This is a genomic window from Halobacteriovorax sp. RT-2-3 (assembly GCF_047085075.1).
Classification (GTDB): domain Bacteria; phylum Bdellovibrionota; class Bacteriovoracia; order Bacteriovoracales; family Bacteriovoracaceae; genus Halobacteriovorax_A.
The window spans coordinates 756,915-781,230 of record NZ_JBKIYF010000001.1; the positions used below are offsets into that span (position 1 = coordinate 756,915).

Consider the following 24,316-nt stretch of genomic DNA (forward strand, 5'->3'; position numbering starts at 1 on the left):
AATTATGCTAAGCATCCCGAAAAGTATCCAGGAACCCATACCAACAAACAGATTGCCTAATCGCCTTTCTAAAGGCACATTATACGCATGATTTCATTGGCAGGATTAAACGACAAACAACGCGCGGCGGCTGAGACCATCGAAGGCCCAGTACTAATTTTAGCAGGTGCTGGAAGTGGTAAAACACGTACAATCACCTACCGAATTGCGCATATGGTTGATAACCTGCATATTCCTGGAAAACAGATTCTGGCCGTTTCATTTACAAATAAGGCCGCAAAGGAAATGAAAGAAAGAGTTCACGGCCTGCTTGGAAAGAATAAATCTAAAGGAATGACTTTAGCGACTTTTCACTCACTAGGTCTGAAAATTCTTAAGAAAGAAATTACTCATTTGGGTTACCATAAGAACTTCTCGATCTACGACCAAACAGATCAAATGAGTATCATACGTGAAGGTCTTAGACTTTATCACGATAACAAGGGCTCATTTAAGAAAGAAGTTATTCAGTCTAAGATTGGAAAGCTTAAAAACGAAGGGATTAAGCCTGAGGACTTTGCTGATTCGCCATTCTTTGATGGAGAAGATCCTTATGATCACGCAGTTAATTTTCTCTACGAATTTTATCAAGAGAAGCTTAAATTTTATAATGCCATCGACTTTGATGATATTCTTCTTCTAACAGTTAGGCTCTTTGATGAGAATCCCGAAATCGCTTTAGAATATTCAAATGGATTTAAGTACATCATGGTAGATGAGTACCAAGATACAAATCCACTTCAATTTAGACTTATTCGACACTTAACTTGTGCCCACGATAATCTGTGTGTTGTTGGTGACGATGATCAAGCAATCTATTCGTTTCGAGGTGCCGATATTTCAAATATCATTGGCTTCGAAAGAGATTACTCTCGTGCAAAAGTTATCAAGCTAGAGCAGAATTACCGCTCAATCTCACCGATCCTAAAACTTGCTAACGCTGTTATTCAAGAAAATACAGATCGTCGAGACAAGACACTGTGGTCAGATAAACCAAGTGATCACAGGCCTATCCTTTGGGAGCTTGAAGATACAGAACACGAGGCGGAAATCATTGTTGAAGATATTATCTCTCACCAATCTAAAGGTGGGCATTTAGGTGACATCGCAATTCTTTACCGTTCAAATACACAAGCAGCACCAATTGAAGAGCAGCTAAGACTTTCTCAGGTTCCCTATACAATTATCGGTGGCCAAAAATTTTACGAGAAAAAAGAAGTAAAAGATATCATGGCCTATCTTTCGGTCATTAAAAATCCTGCCGATCAAATGGCGCTTCGAAGAATTCTAAATGTTCCAAATCGTGGAATCGGAATGAAGACTTTAGAGAAATTTCTAGAAGAAAGTGAGGCCCATCAGATCGATCTGTTTAGTGCAATGAAAAATGCACCTGAACTTGCGGGTACACGAGCGGATAAGATTACAACATTTATTAATTTTATTGAAAGTGCAAAAGAGTATTTTGGAAGACTACCTCTTAGTCAGGCAATCACAAGTCTTACGGATGATCTAAAGTATTTTGAATATATCGACAAATGCTATGACCAAGTTAAGCAGGCTTCACGTAAAAAAGACGATATTCACTTCTTCATAGAATCAGCGGCGCGTTTTACAGAGAATTTTAAGGAGCAAGCTACCCTAGATAAATTCATGGAAAAGCTTATGCTTCAAGATTCTCAGGATACAAAAGATGAAGACGAAGATGATGATGTAAGAAAGAATGAAGTTACGATGATGACTCTTCACTCATCAAAGGGGCTTGAGTTTAAACAAGTTTATATGGTTGGAGTCGAAGAAGAAATCCTTCCGCACAAGAAAACAATTGTTAATGGCGAAGGAGACGCAGAAGAGCGTAGACTTTGTTATGTAGGGATTACTCGCGCTCAAGAAAAGCTTATCATGACAGTGTGTAAGCAAAGAAAAATATACGGCAATATGCTAACACGCCATCACTCACGCTTTCTATGCACTGATGATGCAAAAAAATACTTTGTTAAACAAGACCGTCAAAACTTCGGTCACCTTGAAACTCAAGAAGAAGTCGACGCCTATAAGAAAGATTTCTTTTCAGGACTTATGAATCTTCTAGATTAAAATCAATGATAACAGTATTGGAAGAGTAACCTGGGATAAGGCTAAGTAGTGTTTCAAAAAATCCCTGTTTAATCGTCACACGCATCTTACTTACCTTGCGACAATCATAACTTCTTTGCTTAAAAATATCTCTAATTCTACGCTCTTCAATACCAAAGCCAGAAATATTTTTTGAAACACGATAATCAAGCTTATCGTCTGCTTTTGCCCAAATACCATTTGGAGAAGCACAAAATTGACTATTGAGCTTAACTCCACTTGATGCACAAGAAGTAATGAACAGTATAAAAGGGAGAATGACAAATCTAGTAAACTTCATACTCATTCTCTCCAATATCAGTGGCCGCCTTAACTTCAATTTGCTTTTTGGAAAAAAGGCCAAAACTTAAAAATTTTATAAATTGATCAAGTGGAGATTCAATCTCTTGAATTTCAACACGTGAAACATACTCACTTCGACGACGAAAGAAATCATTACCTAGTTTTATATGATGCTGTTTCGGAAGTGATCCATAAAACATATTTTGAATTTCGTGATTTGCTTTTAACGTAATGGCCTCTCGATTTGCATGTTTTGAAATATGCAAAAGCCTCTCACCATCTCCACTATAGAGGGTGCTAGAGCAAGACGAAAGAAAGAAGGCAAAAAGGCCCATTACGATTATATTAATATTAATTTCCCTTGAAGTCTGGGTTTCTCTTCTCTTTTAGAGCTGAAAGTCCCTCAAAGTGATCATTCGTTCTTTGTGCAATTCCTTGGTATGCACTCATTAAATTGAGATGAGACTCAAGATCATCGTGCGCAGCACGCTTCATTGCTGTCTTTGTCAATTGTACTGCAACTGGAGCATTAGCAGCTATTTCATTTGCAAAAGCAGATACAGCAAGCTCAAGGTCCTCACCTGTTACGATATTATTAACAAGGCCCATTTGCATGGCCTCTTTAGCAGTATAAATACGGCCCGTTAAGTACATCTCCATTGCTTTTGTGTAACCAACTTTTCGAGTTAAAAAGAATGGCCCACCATCTCCAGGAACGAGAGAGAGCTTACAGAAAGTCTCACCAAATTTCGCATCATCGCTTGCGACGGCAAGATCACACATCGCTACAAGATCACATCCAGCTCCAATTGCACCACCGTGAACCATTGCTATAATTGGTTTTTGAAGCCTTTCAATAACTCGAGGAATATTTTGAATTCCACGTGAGTAACGATTTCTGAGCTCAAAAGACTCACCTGCAAACATTCCTTTGCGAGCAATCATTGCTTTAATATCACCACCGGCACAGAAGTTGTCGCCTTCGCCTCTAAGAACGATCACGCGAATATCTGGATCACCATCAGCGAATGTTAAAACTTCAGTAAGAGAAGCAATCATTTTATTAGTGATAGCATTTGCCATCTTAGTATTATCAAGACTTACCCAAAGGGTTGCGTCTTTCTTTTCAATTTTTAAGTGTTCAAATTCGTAGCCGTAAATAGACATTACTTCCTTCCTTTATAAGCTTGAAAAAACTTAGACGGTGCAGTGTGACCGATTTTAGAAATAATAAAAGAGCTAGCATCATGGAGTTTATCCATATCCACGCCTGTATCAAAACCAAGTTTATGTAAGAGATTAACAACGTCATCTGTTGCCACATTCCCACTTGCACCTTTTGCATATGGACAACCGCCAAGACCTGCTGCAGATGAATCAAAAACCTCAATCCCCTCTTCTAAAGAAGCGTAGATATTAGCGAGGGCCATCCCCTCTGTATCGTGAAAGTGCATTGCCATCTGTTTTAAACCAAAGTGATCTTTAATTAGTTTTGTAATTCTTCGCACTTGGTTAGGGTTAGCGACACCAATAGTATCCCCTAATGATATTTCGTAACACCCTAGATCTAATAATCTTTGGATTCCATCAACGATTGATTTATCTTTTATTTCTTTTTCATAAGGGCAACCAAAAACTGTTGAAAGATAGCCTCTAACTTTCATTCCTTCATCAAGAGCGGCCTTTGCCACTTCAATCTGTCTTGCATGGGCCTCTTCAATAGTTGCATTGATATTCTTCTGGTTGAAAGTATTCGATGTTGCAGTAAACATACTAATCTCTTTCACCCCAAGACTCTTTGCAAGCTCTAGTCCCTTTAAGTTGGGTACTAAACAAGGAGTTGCAATCCCCTTATCTTCAGTGATTTTTAATACCTGAGGATACAGCTCTGCTGCATCCTGCATTTGAGGAATCTTATCAGGACGAACAAAGCTTGTTACTTCAATTGTTGAAAGTCCTGTCTCACTTAAAAGCTTGATAAACTCGAGCTTATCTTCTGTGGCGACAAAACTTTTTTCATTTTGTAATCCGTCGCGAGGTCCAACTTCAACAATCTTAATTTTTTTAGTCATAGTTAATCCGAATTAGTTTAATTCTACGAGGTCAACTCCACCATCAATTGTTTGGCCTTCTTGAACTAGTATAGCATCAATCTTACCATCACGAGATGCCTTTACAGTATGTTCCATTTTCATGGCCTCCATAACAACTAGAGCATCACCAATTTTAACTTCTTGTCCTGCTTGAACAAGAACCTTAAGAATTTTCCCAGGCATTGGCGAGCTCATTTCATGGGCCTCACCTGTAGCAGCCCCAGAGCGCTTCGCAACACTTCGTGAAAGTTCAACACGCTTACTATTTACAATATAGGCATTCTTTTGCGTTAAGATATGGAATGGAACTTCGTTAATCCAAAGAGCATCTTCTTCAATATCAACAGTACAAGTAAAGCCTTCAAAACGTACAACAAGAGTACTCACACCTGAGAACTTGAAGAAAGCTTCAAAAGTATTTTCTCCAAAGTCATAAATTCTCTTTTCACCTTGGTCACCGCTCATTCTAAAAGAATCAAACATGATATCATCTTTTAAGAAATCGTGAGCAAGAGCAGCAGCAATCTCTTCTGCATAAACTTCAGCAGGTGCAAGATCTGCTTCATAAGTTTTTACAAAGTGAGTATAAGTGTTACCAGCAAGGAATGCCTCATGCTTTAAAATTCTTACGAGATAGTCATTATTTGTTGTTAAACCTTCAAATGGAAGGTGATTAAGACCTGCAATCATTGTTCCTACAGCTTCATTTCTTTCAGCTCCCCAAGTAATAACTTTTGCAATCATTGGGTCAAAGTTAACAGTGATTGAGTTTCCATTCTTATAACCAGTGTCTAGACGAATCCCCTCAATTGCATCCCCAATATATTCAAGGCGACCAATTGCTGGCATAAAGTCATTATCAGGATCTTCTGCATAGATACGACATTCAATAGCGTGCCCGACTTGCTTAATATCATCTTGAGTAAACTCAAATCTCTCACCACTTGCTGCCATAAGCTGTAATTCGACAAGATCATATCCTGTTACCATTTCAGTGACAGGGTGCTCAACCTGTAATCTTGTATTCATTTCAAGAAAATAGAAGTTTTCACCGTCAAGAATTAATTCAACAGTACCAGCACCATGATAATCGATGGCCGTTGTAATCTTAACAGCTGCATCAGTCATCTTTTTACGAAGCTCATCACTTAGGGCCAAAGAAGGAGACTCTTCAATAATTTTTTGGTGACGTCTTTGAATTGAACATTCTCTTTCAAAAAAGTGAAAGTGATTCCCGTGAGTATCACTCATTACTTGAATTTCAATATGGCGTGGACTTGTTATGAATTTTTCAATCAAGACAATATCGGAACCAAATGAGCTTAGGGCCTCTCGCTTACAACTTTCAAGTTCAGCAAGAAAGTCTTTCGAGTCATTAACAACTCTCATCCCTTTTCCACCACCACCGGCAGATGCTTTAATCAGTACAGGATAGCCCATTTTATCAGCTTCAGACTTTAAGAATTCAGGTTCTTGATTTTCACCATTGTATCCTGGAATAACAGGCACACCGATTTCAATCATCTTGTCTTTAGACCCTTTCTTATCTCCCATAAGAACAATATGCTCAGGAGTTGGTCCAATAAACACAAGACCTGCATCAGTTACTTTCTGAGCAAATATTGCGTTTTCAGATAAGAAACCATAACCAGGGTGAATTGCATCACATCCACTATCTTTTGCAATTTGAATGATCTTATCCATATTCAGATATGTTTCACTAAGAAGTTTTCCTTCTAAGTAATAAGTCTCATCTGCAAATTCTCTTTGAGGAAGATTTCTTTCTTCAAAAGTGTAAAGAGTTACTGTTTTAATTCCAAGAGTGCGACAAGTTTTGATAACTCTTAGTGCAATCTCAGCGCGGTTGGCGATTAATACTTTCTCAATTTTCTTTATAGTTGCCATATATAACTTACTTCCAGTTTGGTTTTCTTTTTTCAAGTAATGCTGTCATACCTTCCTGACCTTCATCAGAAATTCTCTGCTTAGCAATAACTTCACAAGTGTAATTCATTGTTGCTTCATCATTTCCAAGACGCTCTTTAACACCAAAAATTAACTTCTTTGCAACTCTCTGTGCATTTGGTGCAACTTTAATGAGTTCTTTTGCCATATTGACGATATCTGCATCATAGTAGCGATCAAGAGAAACTCTATGAATAAGGCCAATTTGTAGAGCACGTTCTCCATCAAATCTCTCACCAGTAAGAAATAGGTGGCGAGCATTTGACTCTCCAATTTTTGCCATAACAAATGGAGAAATTACCGCAGGAACAAGTCCAAGATTAACTTCCGTAAGACCAAATTTTGCACTCTCACTTGCGATGACAAAGTCACAACAAGCAACAAGACCAACTCCACCACCAAGGGCAGCGCCATTTACTCGGCCAATGACTGGCTTAGAAAGATTGTTAATGGCATGAAATAGTCCCGCTAACTTTTTAGAGTCCGCAATATTTTCTTCCATTGAATAGTCTTTCATTTTTTTCATCCAATTTAGATCAGCTCCTGCGCAAAATGATTTTCCGGCACCAGTAAGAACAACAACGCGGACGCTATCATCATTTTCAAGTGCTAGGAACTCTTCTGTAAGTGCTGCAATCATCTCATCATTGAATGCATTATGTACTTCTGGGCGATTTAGTGTGATGAAACAAATCCCACTTTCTTCACCTGTTTTTATCTCTTTTGTATATCCTGTCATAAAAAATCCTTCTTCTATTTCACTACATTCTAAAGACACCAAACTTAGTCTCTTCAATTGGAGCCTGTTTGCTTGCTTTAATTGCCGCACCTAAGATATCACGAGTTTTATGAGGTTCAATCACACCATCATCCCACAGTCTTGCTGTTGAATAATATGCGCTTCCTTCATTTTCGTATTTATCTAAGATAGGTTGTTTAAACTTCGCTTCTTCTTCGGCCGTCATCGGCTTTTCACCTTTTGCAACAAGCCCGTCTTGACGAACAGTTGCAAGTACACCTGCTGCTTGCTCACCACCCATTACTGAGATACGAGCATTAGGCCACATCCATAAGAAACGAGGAGAATAAGCACGACCACACATACCGTAGTTACCAGCACCAAAAGATCCACCAATCACAACTGTAAACTTTGGAACATTAACAGTTGAAACGGCCGTAACCATTTTAGCACCATGCTTTGCAATTCCTTCAGCTTCATATTTAGAACCAACCATGAAACCAGTAATATTTTGTAGGAAAACTAATGGAATATTTCTTTGTCCGCAAAGCTGAATAAAGTGAGAACCTTTAATTGCCGATTCAGAAAAGAGAATACCGTTATTAGCTACGATCCCAACTCTTTCTCCACAAATCTTTGCGAAACCACAAACCAGTGTTGGCCCGTATTTCTCTTTAAACTCATGAAAGCGTGAACCATCAACAAGGCAAGCAATGATCTCTCTAATATCAAATGGCTTCTTCGTATCACGAGGAAGAATTCCGTAAATATCTTCGGCATCATACTTTGGCATTTCAAAATTGAAGTCATCTTCGTTTTGCTCAAAGTTTATATTTTCAAGAATTGATCTTGTAATTGCAAGAGCGTCGTCTTCGTCTTCAGCGAAGTGGTCAGCAACACCAGACTCACTAGTGTGAACCTTTGCCCCACCAAGAGTTTGAGCATCAACTTCTTCACCTGTTGCAGCTTTTACTAGAGGAGGTCCTCCTAAAAAGATCGTCCCATTATCTTTTACAATAATTGATTCATCCGCCATCGCAGGAACGTAAGCTCCACCAGCAGTACATGAACCAAGAACAACAGCAATTTGTGGAATCCCTTGGGCAGACATTTGGGCCTGATTAAAAAAGATTCTTCCAAAGTGTTCTTTATCTGGAAATACTTCATCTTGCATTGGTAAGAATGCTCCACCAGAGTCCACAAGATAAACACATGGAAGGCGATTTTCCCTTGCCACTTCTTGCGCTCTTAAGTGTTTCTTAACTGTCATTGGAAAGTAAGTTCCACCCTTAACAGTTGCATCATTGGCCACGAACATACACCAAACACCGTGTACTTTACCAATACCTGTTACGATACCAGCACTTGGAATATCCATTCCATACATGCCGTTTGCAGCAAGAGACGATAATTCGATAAATGGAGATCCTGCATCGAGGATTTTATCAATACGCTCACGTGGTAATAATTTTCCACGAGAGTGGTGACGAGAAACAGATTTTTCTCCTCCACCCATATGAGCATGTTTAACTTTGTTTCTTAATTCTTCTACATTTGAAAAATGAAAATTGAAATTCTCTCTAAAGTCATCACTTGATCGATCGACCTTAGAAACGATAGGTAGCGTCCCTGAAATTGTCATAGAAATTGCCTCTAACTTTTGTAATAAAAACTGAGCAATTTTATCTATTTATGAGGGATTTTGACAAGGCAAGGCACGTTATAACGCGCCTTGCATCGGCTTATTCTAAGAAATTATTCTGATATTTCTGCTGCATTGAGAAATTGAGAGTAGATACTATCCTCAGAACTTACTTCTGAAGCCTCCGAGGCAATTGAGCGACCTGCGTTATCCAGTTTTTTAATCTGATCTGCTTCTAACTGGGGCCCCTCTAATTCAGGAAGCATTGCTACCTCAAATAGTGCATCTTTTGATTGTGAAAGGATGACGTTCCCATCATCATCATGGCCAATGAAGTATGTCTGACCATCTGCTAGGACAACGCGATTGCTACCTTTTGAAATTGCATCAGCAACTAGCTTACGATCTTGCTTTCCTATTCGATTATCTGATACCGATAGTACATCTGATCGTGTATTACTAGATAAACTAAGTCCTGATACCATATCTGCTGCGCCAAGGGCAGCTGAGATTGAAGATGCTGATCCAGAAGTTCCAGCACCTGCTATTGATGCTCCACCACCACGGCCAGAAGTTGAACCAACAGAGGCCCCTCCTCTTACACTAGATGGTGCTGCACCAGAGTGAGAATATGCAGAAGAACTATTACCAAAGTGACCTAATGCTCGCTCATCAGCAAAATTTTGCTCACTAGCAATACTTCTTTCTTTTCTCTTTGCGCTTTCTTCATTAACTGCAAGTGCATTTTTTGCAACATTGGCCAGTTGTTCTTTTAACTCTTTAAGTTGCTTTCTAAGCTCTTGCGCTTCTTGATCGTCATTAACACTTGATGCAAGTTGATTTTCTATTTTCTCAACTTGATTTTCGATCTCTCTCTCGACTCTTTCATGTTTTGTTTCATTTACTTGAGAAGCAGTATTTGTTTGCACCTGAGCAACTTGGGCCTGTCCCATCGTAGTCATTTGCGAGCTTTGTGCCATCCCAGTATTTTGTGTATTTGTATACTTCTTATTTAGGTACTCTGCCGTTTGAGAAAAGGCTCCATCATCGATAGCATCTGCAGATACATTTTCTATATTCGAATTTGATTTAGAATTATTATTAAACGCATTTGCTAGGCCACCCTTCTCATAGGACTCTCTAACTGAAGCAATTTGCTGTCCGTGACTTCCACGAACTTCATCAAAAACGAGTGCAGGGTCATAAGTTGAAGTAAAGTTACCATACCCACCCGCAATAGTTTGTGGGATCTCTCCTTTATTAAAAGCTGAACAATAGAACTCTGCTGTTTCAATATCATTTCCACCAAATGACTCATTCGCCTCAGTAAATTCAACTGCAGATACACTTTTCATTACATCATCAAAATTTGAAGGATCACAAGTATACTCAAGTTCTTCAATACGACTCTCACACTCACTAATTACTTCTTCTTTCAAATCTGTTAAGTGATTCATAAGAGAATCAAAGATAAAGCTCTTAGTATCAACACCTTGATTTTTAATTTCTTTTAAGGCCTTAGTTACTTGCTCAAAATCATCTGCGTCACGAACCATTGATTTCATAAATTTTGAACCAAAGAAGGATACGTATTGAATTAGAAATTGATCCTCTTCTTCTGCAGTAAAGACTTGATTAGCATAATCAAGTCGACCTTCTTTACCATCAGTTTGATAATAAAGGGAGCGACTTAACTTATCTGACTTTGCAATTTCTCTTTCTCTAAAACTATAAAATTCACGACTAAAGATTTTGTTATTATAAACATAAGCTTTAAGATCATCTTTATAATACTTCGAATATCCTTCACCACTAATTCTTTGTTCATTGAATCTTACAATGAAAAGATCAATGAATTGGTTTCTTTTACTACCGCCATTACCATCGAGGGCAACATTTTCTGCTGCAATTCTTTCATCGAAATATTCATCGATATCAGTATTAGACCTCGTAAACAACTGGTTAAGGCGCTTCTTAGCTTCTCCTTCAGCATTTGACTTCAAGAGGTTATCTAAATTATAGCCAATCTTCTTATCAATTGCGTTTCTAACCTGCGGGCCAAAGCAAGATTCGATCTTCTGACTAATTTTATCGATATCACTCTTTGAACATGTGAATCGATCAAAGTTTTGATCTGTATCGGCCAGCTTACGACGATAACGCTCTAGTCGGCTTGCATTATCTCTAATGAGATCAAGTAGGTTATAAACTCGACTTGCAACGATGGCAGAATGAAACTTACTCTTATATGCTTCATCTGAATTAGGTACTAATACCTGTTCTTGAGTTACAGTAGCTGTAACGTTACTTACACAACCACAGTATTGTTCAACATTAATTTTCTCTTTAGCACCTTCTTGAAGGTCAACACTATATAAAGTGTCTCGACATGCATTACCATAACGAGACATACTGATTTCCATTTTTGTCACTTGATCAATTTGATTATCAGCTGGAGATGAACTCTTACGATCACCAACACAGCCAGACTTTGCAAGAGACTTCTCCATTCCCACAAATGGATCACTTGTACCAAGGATACGATTCTTTCTAATCTCATTGAATGTATTTTCGTTGTGATCTACCTGTTCAAGAAGATAGATACCAGCATCAGCAATAACCGTATCGACCTCACTTAACATTAGTAAGTTTTGTTGAAGTGGTGTAGAAAACGAACCTCCAGCGACTCCTAGGATAGCGGCTGCTTGAGTTGTGTTCTGTAGTGTAAACAATGTCGTAGTAATAAATATTTTAATTAATTTCATTTCCGTCCCGGATACCTGATCCAATTTGTCTATCGGTGGCATTAAGAATTCTCTTAAGTGACCAAAATTTATTGTTCACCTTCCTTTCTTCAATATATTATGGACGCTAAAAATATATTTTCTAAACACACTACAAATAACTTAATTATGAGGTGAGCAAACTCACTGAATTCACGTGTACAACTGTTTAAAAATAAATAAATAGCGACTAAACAACAAAATCTCCTTGCGCCAATAATAGTCGTCGTTTCAACACTTTCTATTTTCAAAAAAAAGTAAAAAAAAAAAAAAAGACCAGCTATTGCTGGTCTTTTCTATATGTGAATTTATTGATAATTCTATTCGTTGATTTCTGCGGCATTTAAGAACTTAGTATAAATACTATCCTCGCCAGGAACTTTTACTTCTTCACCTTCAGAAGCAATTTCACGCTTAGGACCGTCTTCGGCCTTAGGAGTAGGAAGTTGAGGTCCTTCTTGCTCAGGACTCGTCACACCAGCTAATACTTCTTCTGCTGTTTCAGAAAGAATCACATTTCCATCTTCATCATGACCAATATAATAGACACGGCCATCGGCAAGAACAACACTGTTATTCCCTTCAGCGATAGCTTTTGCAACTAAGCGTTGATCACTTTTAGCAATATTATCACCTGCTACTGCTCCTGAAGAAGCACGTGAAGAAGAGCCTGCTGTAAGTCCTAGTCCACCAGTTGCACCTAGTCGATTGATCGCACTAATTCCTGTACCGGCCGATGAAGAACTGCCTCCAGCTCCAGCAGAAAGATTTGAAGGAATACTCGATCCACTAGACGCCTGCTGTACAGCTCTAGTATTTCCTGCAGGTGCCGCATCTCGACGACCTCCACCAAAACCACTACTTGCAGCTATATTAGACATTACTTTATTTCTTTGAGCTGCAATACGCTTTTCTCTTTCAGGATCATCTTCATCAATAGGTTTTTCAGACTTTGCAGTTATAGCAGTATTAAGCTCTGCTATTTGTGCTTTAAGTGCAGCAAGCTCAGCTCTAAGCTCCGCACTCTGACTCGCTTCATCAGTAGAAACAGCTGTAGAGTTTCGGTTCTCTTCAAGCTCTTTCGCAATTGCCTCGGCTTCATCCTCAACTCTTGTTTTCACATCTTCAAGAGACTTAACAGATGTTGACGGATTTTGAATCATTGATTGCAGAGAGTTGTTATCAATAACATTCGAACTTGCAAAACTATTAGATGGTAATGAAGAGTTTGAACTATTGTAGCTTTCAAGAAATTGCGCAGCTTCATCAAAATTATACTCGCTTGAACTTCCATCATTTGCGACACCTGAGTCTTGTCCATTATTAATAATATCACCAGCAGTATTAGCTCTTTCAACAAAGCCTCCGAGGCCTCCATCTAATTTTGAATCGTCGTCACTCTTTACTTTATTAGTCCCAAGGCCAGTCGTTGGATCATATGAGCCTTTAATTTGCTCTAAGACTTTTTGTGAGTCCGAAACAACAGAGCTAGCAAGCTTGGCCGCATTCTCATTGGTAACACCCATATCTAGGGCAAGACAATACTTTCTTGAATTCAAAGAAACGTCTTCACTATTTGTATCATTAATCGCAACGAATTCTTCTAAAGAAAGAGAAGACATAATCTCTTTAGGACTACTGTTACAATCCTTTTCAAGGGCCTCAATTTTTTGACGACATGTTGCTCTTAATTCATCTTCGTGCTGATTTCTAATTACGTTATACATATCTCCCATCACTTTAGCGCCTTGATCATTTTTCGTTTCAAGAGCATTTAGAGCGTTTGAGATTTCAGATAGAGATGCCTTTGAAGAACCATCAAGTAGTCGTGGTAATGTTTGACTGGAAATTGATGTTGCAAATTGTAACATTAGCATATCTTCCTGAACTTGAGAGATATACATATTATCGACAAAAGAGCTTCCCCAACCATAACTTTTATTTTCTAAATTGGCCTTTGCTCTTAATGTTTTATCCGTTACATCAAGTTCCTGCTTTCTAAAATCTTGATAAGCTCCATACATAACAGGATCACTATAGATATACTTATTTAAGCGTGCCACATATGAACGAGGAAACCCTAAAGGTCCTCTTTTATGCTGGCTATATTCTAAGATAAAAATATTTGCGAATTCTTTTAGCTTTTCTTCATCAGTTGTGAACATCTGTCTTTGTCCACTAACATTTTTATCAATGTCTTCAAAGATTTGCTCGAAGCGATTCTTAGCGCGAGACTGTCTAGACGAGTTACCAAGAGCTGGAATCGTTGTCATAAAGTGTAGGCCAATCATATCATCCGAAGAATCAAGTTCCAGTTTCTTATCAATAGCATCACCAAGCCTTCCTGCAAAACAAGACTTAAGCTTATTACTTAGGTTTTCAATATTCTGCCCAGAGCAACTATACGGGTCATTCACATAGCTGTGCTTGTCAAATTCATCAAAACGAACTCTTGCGCTCTCTAAGAAGTCTTTAAATTCTTTGACTCTGTGAGCGACAACTTTTTCATAAATATTATCAGAGAAGTTATCAATAACATCCTTCTGACCTAGCTCTTCTTCTTGTTCATCAGAATGAGTTATCTTATTTGCGCAATTACAGAATTTTTGAGGGTCAACTTTTGGTGTTATACTAAATGGATCTTCATCTATTGTTAAATAGTCATCAGAACAGCCTTTAAAACGGCTATCAAGCTTAAACATAAATGACTCAAGGAACTCACCATTCGTCCCTAGACGATTCTCAGAAATTGAATCATCACCAGTACAAGGCCTGTAGGCTTCATCAAAGCGAAAAGCAGTCGCATTATTCCAAGGATTGCCTCCAACGGCCACTGCAGAACTATGTGGATATTGTACTTTTTGCTTAAAAATGAAAGGAGAATTCGATAATCCCTTTAGTGATTTGTCACCATCGTCATAATTCAATTCGATTAGATTATCATAACTAAAGTCGTCCATTGGATCTTCAATACGACTCATAAGACCAGTTTGAAGGAAGCTTGCACTGTAAAACATCGGAGGAACTTTACTTCTAATTCCATCCCCACCTTCAAGCTCTCTAAGCTGTAGACGCTTAAGACGAATCGACTTCTCAAAATCATTATTCGTTTCAGCGATGTTATAGACTTGTTGAACAAGGACTTGTTGAACAGGGTCCACAGCATTGAATTGCCCACTTGCATTCACAACCGCATTACCAACCGCAGCGCCAAGCATGTCACCACTTTGATCAGCCACTCCACTAATAAGACCTGATTGTCCATTAGCAAAGCTTGAGTTAATCGTGAATAATAGGATAATCGATGATTTAACAACTTTCATTTCTTCCTCACATAGATTAATCTTCTTAATTTATCGGTTAATAAGTTTTATTTCTTTACTTAACCGACAATAAAGTTGACCACTCCCCTCTATCATTTTCACTTGAGAAAGGGTGTGAGTGAATAATTTTAATAAATTAGGTGCAAGATAATTTTTAGACCGACTTTAACTAGCTGATATCAAAGAATAATTTTCAATTGTAAAATTACTATTCACCAAAAACTGTGCAATTAATTGTGCCAATAAAATTTGCTTTTTAGCAAAGTCCTGGCCCAAACTCTTCCAATTTGTTTAAGTGAGAGTCAATCGTCGCATAAGCATACTTGTGTAGTCTATCAGGAAGATCAGGATATATTGATTGAAAAATCTCTTCACGACTCTTGCCTTCTTCCAAGCAAGCACGGATTTGGTTTTCTCTTTCGATTCGATGATCAAGAGTTTGCTTAATTTTATTTGTTCCACCAAGACAAATTCCATGTGAAGGCATTACAACTTGTGGATCTAGATTGATTACATTAGTAAGAGAGTGAAAATATTCTCTCATATCAGAGCCTCGCCCACTTATTGTAACTGTTCCAATCGTTTGGATTAGATCAGAAACAATCATCCATGCCCCGTCAGCTCTTAAAAGAGAGCTCTGACCAAAAGCATGGCCACCAGTCGTAACTAGCTTTACTTCATGGCCACATGACGTTGTCACAATATCGCCATCTTCATAGAACTTTACTTCATGGCCATCAAAATAATCCTGCCCAAAGTCTCCTAAAAGATGTTCATAAGTACCTTCGGACATAGAAAAAGGTAGTTTTAATATCTTTGCTAATTCACGACTAAACTCGTGATGATCAGGATGGTGATGAGTAAGAAATATCTCACTAAGATCATGTTCCTTTAGCCCATAAATTAGCTTTTTTAGTTCTTCTTCATTCTTAGGAGATGGATCGATAACAATTTTCTTTCCATTATCATCTCCAATGACAAAACAATTCGTACGATTTGCTGGAGGAAAAGTATGTGAAAGAGGCATGTATTGACGTAGGCCAAATAAAGGCTCAATCATTGGAACCTGCAAATCTCCATCATACTTCAAGTTAGCATCAAGGAAATCGACAGAATTAATATCGCGATCAAGGTCTTTAAGAATTGTAATCATAGGAGGAACAACTAAGAGATGTCCTTTCTTATATTCAGTAAAGGCCTCGTGACAATTCATCCACGTTGCCTTGGCAATTTCTCCCTCGTCAAAGTGAAAATTAATTTCTTCAAGGGCACTCTTATCTTTAATAAAAACCTTGAAGTAATAATTCTCAAATCGATGTGGATTAAAGTCAGGAGTGACTGCTAAAGCGTATTGCTTAACATCAAGTATGTGACCTGACTTTAATAGTTCATCAATATTTATATGAAGCTCCTCTTGGATCTCTCTTTTAAGAGCAAAGAGAAGGTAATCATCTCCACCATTGAGCACATCCTCTTCATCAACTTTTCCTCCAGGAAAAGAAGAATAGCCGGGAAATGCTCTCAGATAGTTTTGTCTCTTCATGATAAGGACTTGGTCCTCACAGATAAATATTGCTGAAACTGATTGCTTCAATTGATCTCCAACTCTTTAAATACTCTTTGCGCATTAGTATAGCGAACTTCTCTGTAACCTTTAATATTATCGAGAAGCTTAAGAGCGTGATATTGACTATTCTTAGCTTCAATTTTTTGAATACCGTTAAATAAGTAATTTCTTACCTTAGAACCAATCTCTCTTTCTTTTGCATGCCAAGCAGGCAGCACAGAACGTAAGATTCTAAAGTGTCTCATAATTTTTAATTGCCAATCTTTTGGCGAAATATCAAATTCAATCTTCTTTCCAAAGATATCAAATGAAGGACGGTTTATTCTCTCTTTAGTATAAGACTTTCCAAGGAAGCTATAGATACTCTCTTCCATTTGCTTTAAAAAAGGTGAAAGCATTAAGTGAGCAACCATGACTTCATCTTTAACGATAAATGTCTTAGCAAGAACACGTGTAGCAAGAACTTTATTTTCTTCATCAACAATAGTTCCCACTGCTCTGGCCCCAGAAATAAACTCAGTCGTCTCTTTACCGCGATTATAAATATACTGATCGTGAATGATCTGAATTAAGTCCTTGCGACTCATCCAGTTAATATCAACAATTGCTTGATCAAGATGTTGTCTAAATTTATTAATAATATAAGTAGAATTATGCCAAGGAAGTAGTGACTCCCTTACGGACTCGATTGCTAAATCGAGAGGGTCCTTATTCTTTACGACAAGATTCTTATACTTAGCTTCAAAAGCTTCAGTTCCAAGAGACGCCATTTCTCGTCCAAGCTTAAACGAAGCGATATTATTTTCAATTTCAGCAGGCTTCATCGACTTCTTTAAGGCCCCAAGAAGATCATCTTCACCAAATGGAACAAGACCTAATTGAAATGCATAACCGAGAATCATACTTGAAGCATAGACCGCTTTACCAAAGAAGAGGTCACACCACTTCTTAAGAGGAACCAGAATAATTCTGTCATCACCTTTACTTCTAACTTTTTCAATAAGCTTAGCTCTAGTTAAACTTTCTTCACTCTCCCCCTTATCAAGAAGAATTGAAAGAGGCACTTGATACGAATCATCAAAAATTGCAACAGCATTCTCAGTCTTTAAAAATCCCAGTTGCCCAATACCATCTAAAAGGTCAGGACTTAAAAGTACATCAGAACCACCACGAGGAGTTACGGCCCCCATTGATTTATCTTTATGACAAATTGACATATGTCCCGTTACATTTCCATTTCTTTGAGCAAGGCCCTTTTGATCCATAAATTTAAAATCCAGATCATCACGGCCGGCCATTTCAACACATGCATTTGCAATAATTTTAGAGATCGTTGTAATCCCCGATCCACCGACACCAGTTACAACCATTCGCCAAGTGTCACCACTAGCAATTACATCAAATGTTTTCTTCGTTTCAAATTCTTTCAGATCATATGTTAAGTGAGAAAGATCACTGTCACGATACATTGTTGGGTGATAACCTTTGACCACAACTTTTTCAAAACTTGGACACGCCTTCATTTTTGTACAATAACTATCGGCCACACAAATAGTAGGGTCAATTGCCATCTTAGTACCATATGCATCCATAACCTGAGTTAGGCCAGGACAACCTGTCTCTTCAATACAAATACGGCAGTCTTCACAGGCCGAAGTATTAATTTGATAAAAAGTCTTTTGCGCTAGCACACCCTTATCTTTAATTTGTCCTCTCTCTTTAGCTCTTACCTTTGCTTGGTAAGTAAGAGAACATTCTTTATTTGAAATAATAATCTTAACGCCTTTTTGTACAACAAATTCACGCATAAGGTTTTGGTAAAAGTAGCGATCAGAAGGGTTAACTTCCTTGGCCACCTTAACACCAAGATTTTGCACGATGTTTAGCATATCTTGCTTAGGTCTCTTACTTCCCTCAACATTAATTTGTGATGCAGGAGTCATCTGATGTCCTGTCATGGCCGTATTATCATTATCTAAAAGAATGTAAGTAATATCATGATCAGCTTGAACTGAGTTTGAAATATCAGTTAGGCCAGAGTGAAAGAAAGTTGAGTCACCCATCAAGACAACAGAAGGGTTCTTTGTGAAAAGATCCATCCCCGCACCAAGAGCACCACCTTGCCCCATTGCTGATAAATTATGCATTTCTCCAAATGGCGGTAAAAATGAAAGTGAATAGCAACCAACGTCACCATGAGTGATAAGGTCAATATCTTGGGCCTTAAGCCAGCGACGAAGGTCTTTTAAAAGAGAAAGAGTCTCACGGTGAGGACAACCTGGACAAAAAGTAGGAAGTCTCTTTGGAAGAATCTCTCCGAAATTTCTTTCTTCGAATGCCAATGATTTACATTGGCCAACTTCAAGATAGTCTTTCAGTGTTTCAAGTTTTTCACTGATGATTTCATAGCTAAGCCCACCAAATGCAGGAAAGCCATCACCATTTTTAAAGTCCTTTCCTACGATATCAAGAATAAGTCCATGTTTCTGACAAAGAGAGCGAATCTCCCCCTCTAAGAAACCTCGCTTTTCTTCAACCACAACAAGCTTCTTCAAGCCCTTTAAGTAAGGTACTAAGATGTCATCAACAAGTGGAAATGAAGAAGCAACTTTATATAAAGAGAAGTGATCAAGATACTCACCTTCTTCTAGGCATTGCTTAAGGGTTTCGAAAATCACACCGCTTGAGATAAAACCAATATCAGCGTTAACATTTCCAAAAACTTGATCAAGGGCCATCTCTTTAAGTACACTTTGAAGTTTTGGAAAGCGCTCTTTAATCATACTCACATCAGCAAGTAGAGAATTTGGTGGAACCATTACATTTTTTTGAAGATCAAAAGTTGAAGGATCGATATCGATTAAATTGCCATCAATCGGGGCCTCGTCAAAGCACTCAACTCTTCCACCACCTTCAGCAAGAAAAGTCGTTAGAAGTAATCCTTGATATAAACTTGTTTTAGAAGAAATTTCTTTTGCCTTAGCAATCCAGTCTTTTAACTCTTTAGGATTTGAAGGTTCTAGAAAAGACATATGAAGATGCTTAAAAAGATATCTTGAATCAGCTGCAGTTGAAGTGGACATCGACCAAGGGTCATCGCCAACACAAATAACAGTAGCAGGATAAACTTCCTTTCCATCGACTATCTTAGGTCTTGCAGGATTGGCAAAGTTACCAACGGATAAAGCATCACTTGCAACATGAAGTCCCATTGATTTCATGGCAACAATACAGTCACGTCCCGCTTGTTTTACTCCACTGGCCATAGCTGCTGCATTGGCCTCCGAGTTTGCAATAACAACACGGATACCTTTTTCGTGAAACTCTTTTTTCTTGCTATATAAGATATTAAAATAATCTGCTAACGGTGATCCTGGATATCCAGTATAAAGATTAAAACCAGCTTCAAGAGCACCTTGAATGATTAGCTCATTCCCATTGAGAATTCTATATTGACTCATAATTCCTCTAAATTTAATTGAGGTGCAAGTATAGAATTTTTATTATGTTTTTTGACGAACCAAAGCGTCATTACTCAATAGTAAACACGATTTTTTTAGTATAAGTATTTTGAATCTTCTGAGGCTTGAATTGCCATTGTTTTGCAACACTTAGTACTGCTTCATTGAAAGCTGTGTAATCAGCAGGTTTTAAAATTTTGACATCCACAACTTTCCCGTCAACACCAACAATAAGGGAGATAGTCACGGAGCCACCAATCGCAGCTCTTCTGGCAGATCGCGGATAAATAGGGGCCTCGAAATGAACTATTTGGTTCTCAAAAGTATTATTTGTCACAACCTGTTGCTGCTCAGACTTAGAGGACTCCTCTTTGGCCTGAACACTTTTTCGTGGCTTTTGTTCAATCTTTTCAACTTCTTTTTTATTTTGCTTTTCTTGTTTTATAGCATGGGCCTTAATCTGGACATCAATACCAATGCGCTCGCGCCTCATCTGCTGCTCACCTTTTCTTATATTTGAAAAGAATATAACAGCATGAGTCACTAGACTTAGTGCAAAAAAGAAAAACCATAAACGATGCTTCATGCACATATCATAATGCATCTTGCTCCATTTGGGAAAAATCGTTAGTATCTTTCATACACAAATCAAACAGCTAATATAAAGAAGGAAGTTTTTATGAACTCAAAAATTTCTCCAGAAAACCCTCTTGGGGTCCTGGCCATTGATCATCTCGAATTCACATGTGATTCACTTGATACGGCCACAAAAGATTTATTCTACACATTTGGTTTTTCTAAAACATATGAAAAGCAAAGTGAAAGCAAAGAGCTATTCACTCAGGGACAAGTTAGATTTCTTTTAACGGCACAAAAAGGTGGCCATGCGCAAGATTACTTCAAGGCTCACGGTGAAGGTGTTTCAACAATCTCATTCTTAGTTGAAGATTGTGAGCATGCTTATAGGACAGCAATTGAGCGTGGTGCTGAGTCACTTCAAGAAGTTGTTATCACTGAAAATGAGCATGGTATCTACAAAAGTGCTCGCATTAAAGGCTTTGGTGATGTTGCCAATGAGTTCATTGAAAGACCTCGCACATTCTTTCGTCCAGGGTTTACGAAACTTGAAGAAGATCCAAAAGCGCGCCCTCTAGGTTCACGTGTTGCTCGTATTGACCACTTAACGAATAACGTTCCAAAAGGTGAAATGAAGAAATGGGTTGAGTTCTATGACCGTGTTTATGGTTTCAAAGTAACTCGCTACTTCGATATTAAAGGTTCAAAAACTGGACTTAACTCAGAAGTTGTTCAACTTCCAAAAGGTGAAGTCATTATTCCAATTAATGAGCCAAAAGAAGCTGGTGGAAAGGATCAAATTCAAGAGTTTCTTGATCGTCACAACGGTGCTGGAGTTCAGCACATTGCTTTAACTTGCGGTGATATTCTTACAACTGTTAAAGACTTAAGAGAAAGAGATATTAAATTTCTTGATATCCCTCATTCATACTACGAAGGTATTGCTGGGCGTGGAATTAATGTTACAGAAGATCTAGTAGAGCTCGAAGATCGTCAACTTCTAGTTGATGGTGATGAGGAAGGATACCTAATCCAAAACTTTACTGACACTTATATTGGTCCACTATTTTTTGAATTTATTCAAAGAAAAAATCACAACGGTTTTGGTGAAGGAAATTTCCAGGCCCTCTTTGATGCTATTGAAAGGGACCAAATCGCAAGAGGATACCTGGATTAGAATTTAATTACTTAATACAATTGAAGATGCTTTGTTTCTCATAAGACTTCGAGGCAAAGCATCTTTTATCAATTGTCATATCTGACCAAGCTTTATAAGCACGATCGCGAATTGAGTTAATCACATCTACAAATCCTTGAAGGACTTCATACTCTGACTTATCAGAGCACTCGAATAAGAAGTTTGAACAAATAACTTCTTTAGAAATGATAATATCTTCTCGCTCTGTATTGATTACGATATGGGCCTCATGAAAAGGGCGAAAAGATTCAATTACGTGCGCACGCACATCTCTTGGTGAAACTTCTAGAGCAAATGACACTTGCAGCACCATTAATACTAGAATTACTTTTGTTAATATTTTCATTTTCCACTCCGGGATTAAATTTTTAAGATGCGGCAATATAGACGAAAAGCTAAAGGCAATGTTTATTATTGAAAGTATTTCACGTAGCGTCATTGGAAACTGATATTTTCCATTAGATTAAACTAATATATTGATTTCCTTTATCTAAACTACTGATAATACGTCAAAAAATGACTCAACTAGCCTATTCAAAGGGCCCCTCATATCCCTACAATATTGGTTTAATTAACTAAAATTTAAACAACACGACACAACTTCAAAGAAAGGATACTTATGTACAAGTTAATCGCCATTTATAAAATTCCAAACGATATCGATGCATGGGAAAAGCACTATGCGCAAGTTCATACTCCACTTGTAAAGAAAGTTCCAAGTATGAAAGAGCTTCGCTTAAATCGCATCACAGGGACTCCTCGTGGAGCAAGTGATCTACATGTAATCGCAGAAATGGTTTTTGAAAATAAAGATGACTTTAAAGTAGGAATGAGTTCTGAAGAAAATATGGCGTGTGGAAAAGATCTATTTAATTTCGCTAAAGAGATTGTTTCAATTCACTTCGCTAAAGAAGAAGTAATCACTCTTTAATAAGGAAAGCTTTAATGAGTAATATACTTTGTGAATTTCCATATAACGACCACGAGCATATCGCCCTAGTTAAGCTTAATCGCCCAAAGGTTTTAAATGCTCTTTCAACAGACCTAATGCGAGAGTTAGTTGATAAGCTTTTCGAACTTGATGATAACCCACAAGTTCGTGTCATCATCCTTACTGGTGATGAACGCGCATTTGCTGCTGGTGCAGATATTGCACAAATGGTTGAAGCGACTCCAATTGATCAAATCAATGACAACCGCTTCCGCTCATGGCAACAGCTTGCTCAAATAACAAAGCCAATCATTGCGGCCGTAAATGGTTACGCTCTAGGTGGTGGATGTGAGTTAGCAATGCACTGTGATTTCATTATTGCTGGAGATAGCGCAAAATTTGGCCAACCAGAAATTAGCATTGGCACAACTCCTGGTGCAGGTGGAACACAACGCCTAACACGAGCTCTAGGAAAGTCGAAGGCAATGATGCTTTGTATGACAGGTGAAATGTTTGGTGCAAACCAAGCACTTGACTGGGGCCTAGTTGCAAAGGTTGTCCCTAGCACGACTCTACTTCAAGAAACTTTTGAAACGGCAAAAGAAATCGCAAATAAGGCACCAGTTGCAATTAAGTTAATCAAAGAATCTGTAAACAAGGCCTTTGAAATGTCACTTAGTGATGGTGTTGATTTTGAAAGACGCAATTTCTATTTAACTTTTGCAAGTAGTGACCAGAAAGAAGGTATGCGTGCCTTCTTAGAAAAGCGCTCACCAGAGTACAAAGGAAATTAGAATGTCTGAATTTAAGAATATTATTATCGAAAAAGAAGCCTTCACAGGTATGATCACAATTAACCGTGAAGAAGTTTACGGCGCACTTTCTCGTGAAGCAAAACTTGAAATCATCAAGGCCATCAGAGATCTAAACCGCGACAGTGAAGTTGGCTGTATTATCCTTGCTTCAAAAGGCAAAGGATTTTGCACTGGACAAGATTTAAATGATCGCACAGTGCAAGCTGGAGAAAAACCAGTTGATCTTGGTGTAACACTTGAAACTGAGTGGAACCCACTGGTTAATGCAATTAAGTCATCTAAGAAACTAGTAATTGCTGCAGTTGAAGGTGTCGTTGCAGGAGCCGGTGTTTCCGTAGCACTTGCATGCGACTTAATCGTAGCAAAACCAGGAATAAAGTTTGTTTCAGGTTTTTCAAAACTAGGTCTTTGCCCAGATGCTGGATCAACTCATATGTTCACTCAAGCACTTGGCCCTAAAAAAGCAATGGAATACTTCCTTTTTAACGCTCCTTTAACAAGTGAGCAATTAGAGAATGCAGGACTTATTAATAAAGTAAGTGAAGAAGCATTAACAGATGCAAAAGCATGGGCCGGGCAAATTAATGCCATGGCACCTCTTTCAGTAAAAGCGATAAAAGAGAATATCAATGTTGCAATTGATAGCACTTCAAAAGAATCGATGGAGCGCGAAACAGCTTACCAAAGATTCTTGGGAAATAGTGAAGATTATAAAGAAGGCCTAACGGCATTCTTTGAAAAGAGACAAGCAAAATTTTTAGGAAAATAA

18 protein-coding genes are annotated in these 24,316 nt (G+C 38.1%); 5 read left to right on the forward strand and 13 right to left on the reverse strand.

The genetic code is table 11. The features are described from left to right. Positions 1-87 precede the first annotated feature (87 nt). Positions 88-2,133 (forward strand): ATP-dependent helicase, encoded by a 2,046-nt coding sequence (locus tag ACMAYX_RS03470; RefSeq protein ID WP_103216909.1) that lies wholly within the window; start codon positions 88-90, stop codon positions 2,131-2,133. On the opposite strand, the gene ACMAYX_RS03475 is transcribed toward ACMAYX_RS03470, so the two are convergent. The 12 genes from ACMAYX_RS03475 to ACMAYX_RS03530 all read right to left on the reverse strand — a co-directional run bounded on the left by ACMAYX_RS03475 (position 2,114) and on the right by ACMAYX_RS03530 (position 20,613). Further along, a complete protein-coding gene (locus tag ACMAYX_RS03475) occupies positions 2,114-2,452 on the reverse strand; it encodes a hypothetical protein (RefSeq protein ID WP_412462746.1) in 339 nt (112 codons plus the stop codon). The genes ACMAYX_RS03470 and ACMAYX_RS03475 overlap by 20 nt on opposite strands. Further along, positions 2,439-2,720, reverse strand: coding sequence for a hypothetical protein (locus tag ACMAYX_RS03480; RefSeq protein ID WP_146037772.1), 282 nt, complete (start codon positions 2,718-2,720; stop codon positions 2,439-2,441). The genes ACMAYX_RS03475 and ACMAYX_RS03480 overlap by 14 nt, the downstream gene beginning before the upstream one ends. An 85-nt stretch (positions 2,721-2,805) precedes the next feature. Next, the gene (locus ACMAYX_RS03485; protein WP_103216906.1) at positions 2,806-3,621 is read right to left on the reverse strand and encodes an enoyl-CoA hydratase-related protein; all 816 of its coding nucleotides are present in this window, start codon (positions 3,619-3,621) and stop codon (positions 2,806-2,808) included. Further along, complete coding sequence (locus ACMAYX_RS03490) at positions 3,621-4,526, reverse strand: hydroxymethylglutaryl-CoA lyase (protein ID WP_103216905.1); 906 nt, start codon at positions 4,524-4,526, stop codon at positions 3,621-3,623. The genes ACMAYX_RS03485 and ACMAYX_RS03490 overlap by 1 nt, the downstream gene beginning before the upstream one ends. A gap of 12 nt (positions 4,527-4,538) precedes the next feature. Continuing rightward, positions 4,539-6,452, reverse strand: a complete 1,914-nt coding sequence (locus tag ACMAYX_RS03495) for an acetyl/propionyl/methylcrotonyl-CoA carboxylase subunit alpha (protein ID WP_146037771.1) — start codon at positions 6,450-6,452, stop codon at positions 4,539-4,541. A gap of 7 nt (positions 6,453-6,459) precedes the next feature. Beyond that, complete coding sequence (locus ACMAYX_RS03500) at positions 6,460-7,251, reverse strand: enoyl-CoA hydratase-related protein (protein ID WP_103216903.1); 792 nt, start codon at positions 7,249-7,251, stop codon at positions 6,460-6,462. A 22-nt stretch (positions 7,252-7,273) separates the two neighbouring features. Then, complete coding sequence (locus ACMAYX_RS03505; protein ID WP_103216902.1) at positions 7,274-8,893, reverse strand: carboxyl transferase domain-containing protein; 1,620 nt, start codon at positions 8,891-8,893, stop codon at positions 7,274-7,276. Between the two features lie 113 nt (positions 8,894-9,006). Further along, the gene (locus ACMAYX_RS03510; protein WP_412471548.1) at positions 9,007-11,658 is read right to left on the reverse strand and encodes a hypothetical protein; all 2,652 of its coding nucleotides are present in this window, start codon (positions 11,656-11,658) and stop codon (positions 9,007-9,009) included. A gap of 338 nt (positions 11,659-11,996) precedes the next feature. Continuing rightward, a complete protein-coding gene (locus ACMAYX_RS03515) occupies positions 11,997-14,999 on the reverse strand; it encodes a hypothetical protein (protein WP_412471549.1) in 3,003 nt (1,000 codons plus the stop codon). Between the two features lie 256 nt (positions 15,000-15,255). Then, positions 15,256-16,593 carry an NUDIX domain-containing protein gene (locus ACMAYX_RS03520; RefSeq protein WP_412471550.1) on the reverse strand — a complete coding sequence of 446 codons (1,338 nt, stop codon included), beginning with the start codon at positions 16,591-16,593 and terminating at the stop codon, positions 15,256-15,258. After that, positions 16,590-20,027 carry a thiamine pyrophosphate-dependent enzyme gene (locus tag ACMAYX_RS03525; RefSeq protein WP_412471551.1) on the reverse strand — a complete coding sequence of 1,146 codons (3,438 nt, stop codon included), beginning with the start codon at positions 20,025-20,027 and terminating at the stop codon, positions 16,590-16,592. The genes ACMAYX_RS03520 and ACMAYX_RS03525 overlap by 4 nt, the downstream gene beginning before the upstream one ends. Positions 20,028-20,097: 70 nt before the next feature. Continuing rightward, entirely contained in the window at positions 20,098-20,613 is a 516-nt protein-coding gene (locus ACMAYX_RS03530) for a TonB family protein (protein WP_158246786.1), read from the reverse strand. A 93-nt stretch (positions 20,614-20,706) separates the two neighbouring features. Between ACMAYX_RS03530 and hppD the strand changes: the two genes are divergently transcribed. Then, on the forward strand, positions 20,707-21,780 hold the full coding sequence (hppD, locus tag ACMAYX_RS03535; RefSeq protein WP_412471552.1) for a 4-hydroxyphenylpyruvate dioxygenase: 1,074 nt from the start codon (positions 20,707-20,709) through the stop codon (positions 21,778-21,780). Positions 21,781-21,787: 7 nt separating this feature from the next. Here the strand turns inward: hppD and ACMAYX_RS03540 are convergent, their stop codons facing one another. Then, complete coding sequence (locus ACMAYX_RS03540) at positions 21,788-22,147, reverse strand: hypothetical protein (RefSeq protein WP_412471553.1); 360 nt, start codon at positions 22,145-22,147, stop codon at positions 21,788-21,790. 273 nt (positions 22,148-22,420) lie between these two features. Here ACMAYX_RS03540 and ACMAYX_RS03545 point away from each other — a divergent pair, with 273 nt between their 5' ends. Genes ACMAYX_RS03545 through ACMAYX_RS03555 form a run of 3 tightly spaced genes read left to right on the forward strand, consistent with a single transcriptional unit; the run spans position 22,421 to position 24,316 of the window. Then, positions 22,421-22,732: an EthD family reductase gene (locus tag ACMAYX_RS03545; protein WP_103216894.1), complete on the forward strand. Its 312-nt coding sequence runs from the start codon at positions 22,421-22,423 to the stop codon at positions 22,730-22,732. Positions 22,733-22,746: 14 nt separating this feature from the next. After that, complete coding sequence (locus ACMAYX_RS03550; RefSeq protein ID WP_103216893.1) at positions 22,747-23,526, forward strand: enoyl-CoA hydratase-related protein; 780 nt, start codon at positions 22,747-22,749, stop codon at positions 23,524-23,526. 1 nt (position 23,527) lies between these two features. After that, positions 23,528-24,316 (forward strand): enoyl-CoA hydratase/isomerase family protein, encoded by a 789-nt coding sequence (locus ACMAYX_RS03555; protein WP_412469693.1) that lies wholly within the window; start codon positions 23,528-23,530, stop codon positions 24,314-24,316.

Bases quoted from the DNA above. Each gene is read 5' to 3' on its own strand.
- ACMAYX_RS03470 (WP_103216909.1), top strand. From the start codon at position 88: ATGATTTCATTGGCAGGATTAAACGACAAACAACGCGCGGCGGCTGAG.
- ACMAYX_RS03475 (WP_412462746.1), bottom strand. From the start codon at position 2,452: ATGAAGTTTACTAGATTTGTCATTCTCCCTTTTATACTGTTCATTACT.
- ACMAYX_RS03485 (WP_103216906.1), bottom strand. From the start codon at position 3,621: ATGTCTATTTACGGCTACGAATTTGAACACTTAAAAATTGAAAAGAAA.
- ACMAYX_RS03490 (WP_103216905.1), bottom strand. From the start codon at position 4,526: ATGACTAAAAAAATTAAGATTGTTGAAGTTGGACCTCGCGACGGATTA.
- ACMAYX_RS03495 (WP_146037771.1), bottom strand. From the start codon at position 6,452: ATGGCAACTATAAAGAAAATTGAGAAAGTATTAATCGCCAACCGCGCT.
- ACMAYX_RS03500 (WP_103216903.1), bottom strand. From the start codon at position 7,251: ATGACAGGATATACAAAAGAGATAAAAACAGGTGAAGAAAGTGGGATT.
- ACMAYX_RS03505 (WP_103216902.1), bottom strand. From the start codon at position 8,893: ATGACAATTTCAGGGACGCTACCTATCGTTTCTAAGGTCGATCGATCA.
- ACMAYX_RS03510 (WP_412471548.1), bottom strand. From the start codon at position 11,658: ATGAAATTAATTAAAATATTTATTACTACGACATTGTTTACACTACAG.
- ACMAYX_RS03515 (WP_412471549.1), bottom strand. From the start codon at position 14,999: ATGAAAGTTGTTAAATCATCGATTATCCTATTATTCACGATTAACTCA.
- ACMAYX_RS03525 (WP_412471551.1), bottom strand. From the start codon at position 20,027: ATGAGTCAATATAGAATTCTCAATGGGAATGAGCTAATCATTCAAGGT.
- ACMAYX_RS03530 (WP_158246786.1), bottom strand. From the start codon at position 20,613: ATGAAGCATCGTTTATGGTTTTTCTTTTTTGCACTAAGTCTAGTGACT.
- hppD (WP_412471552.1), top strand. From the start codon at position 20,707: ATGAACTCAAAAATTTCTCCAGAAAACCCTCTTGGGGTCCTGGCCATT.
- ACMAYX_RS03540 (WP_412471553.1), bottom strand. From the start codon at position 22,147: ATGAAAATATTAACAAAAGTAATTCTAGTATTAATGGTGCTGCAAGTG.
- ACMAYX_RS03545 (WP_103216894.1), top strand. From the start codon at position 22,421: ATGTACAAGTTAATCGCCATTTATAAAATTCCAAACGATATCGATGCA.
- ACMAYX_RS03550 (WP_103216893.1), top strand. From the start codon at position 22,747: ATGAGTAATATACTTTGTGAATTTCCATATAACGACCACGAGCATATC.
- ACMAYX_RS03555 (WP_412469693.1), top strand. From the start codon at position 23,528: ATGTCTGAATTTAAGAATATTATTATCGAAAAAGAAGCCTTCACAGGT.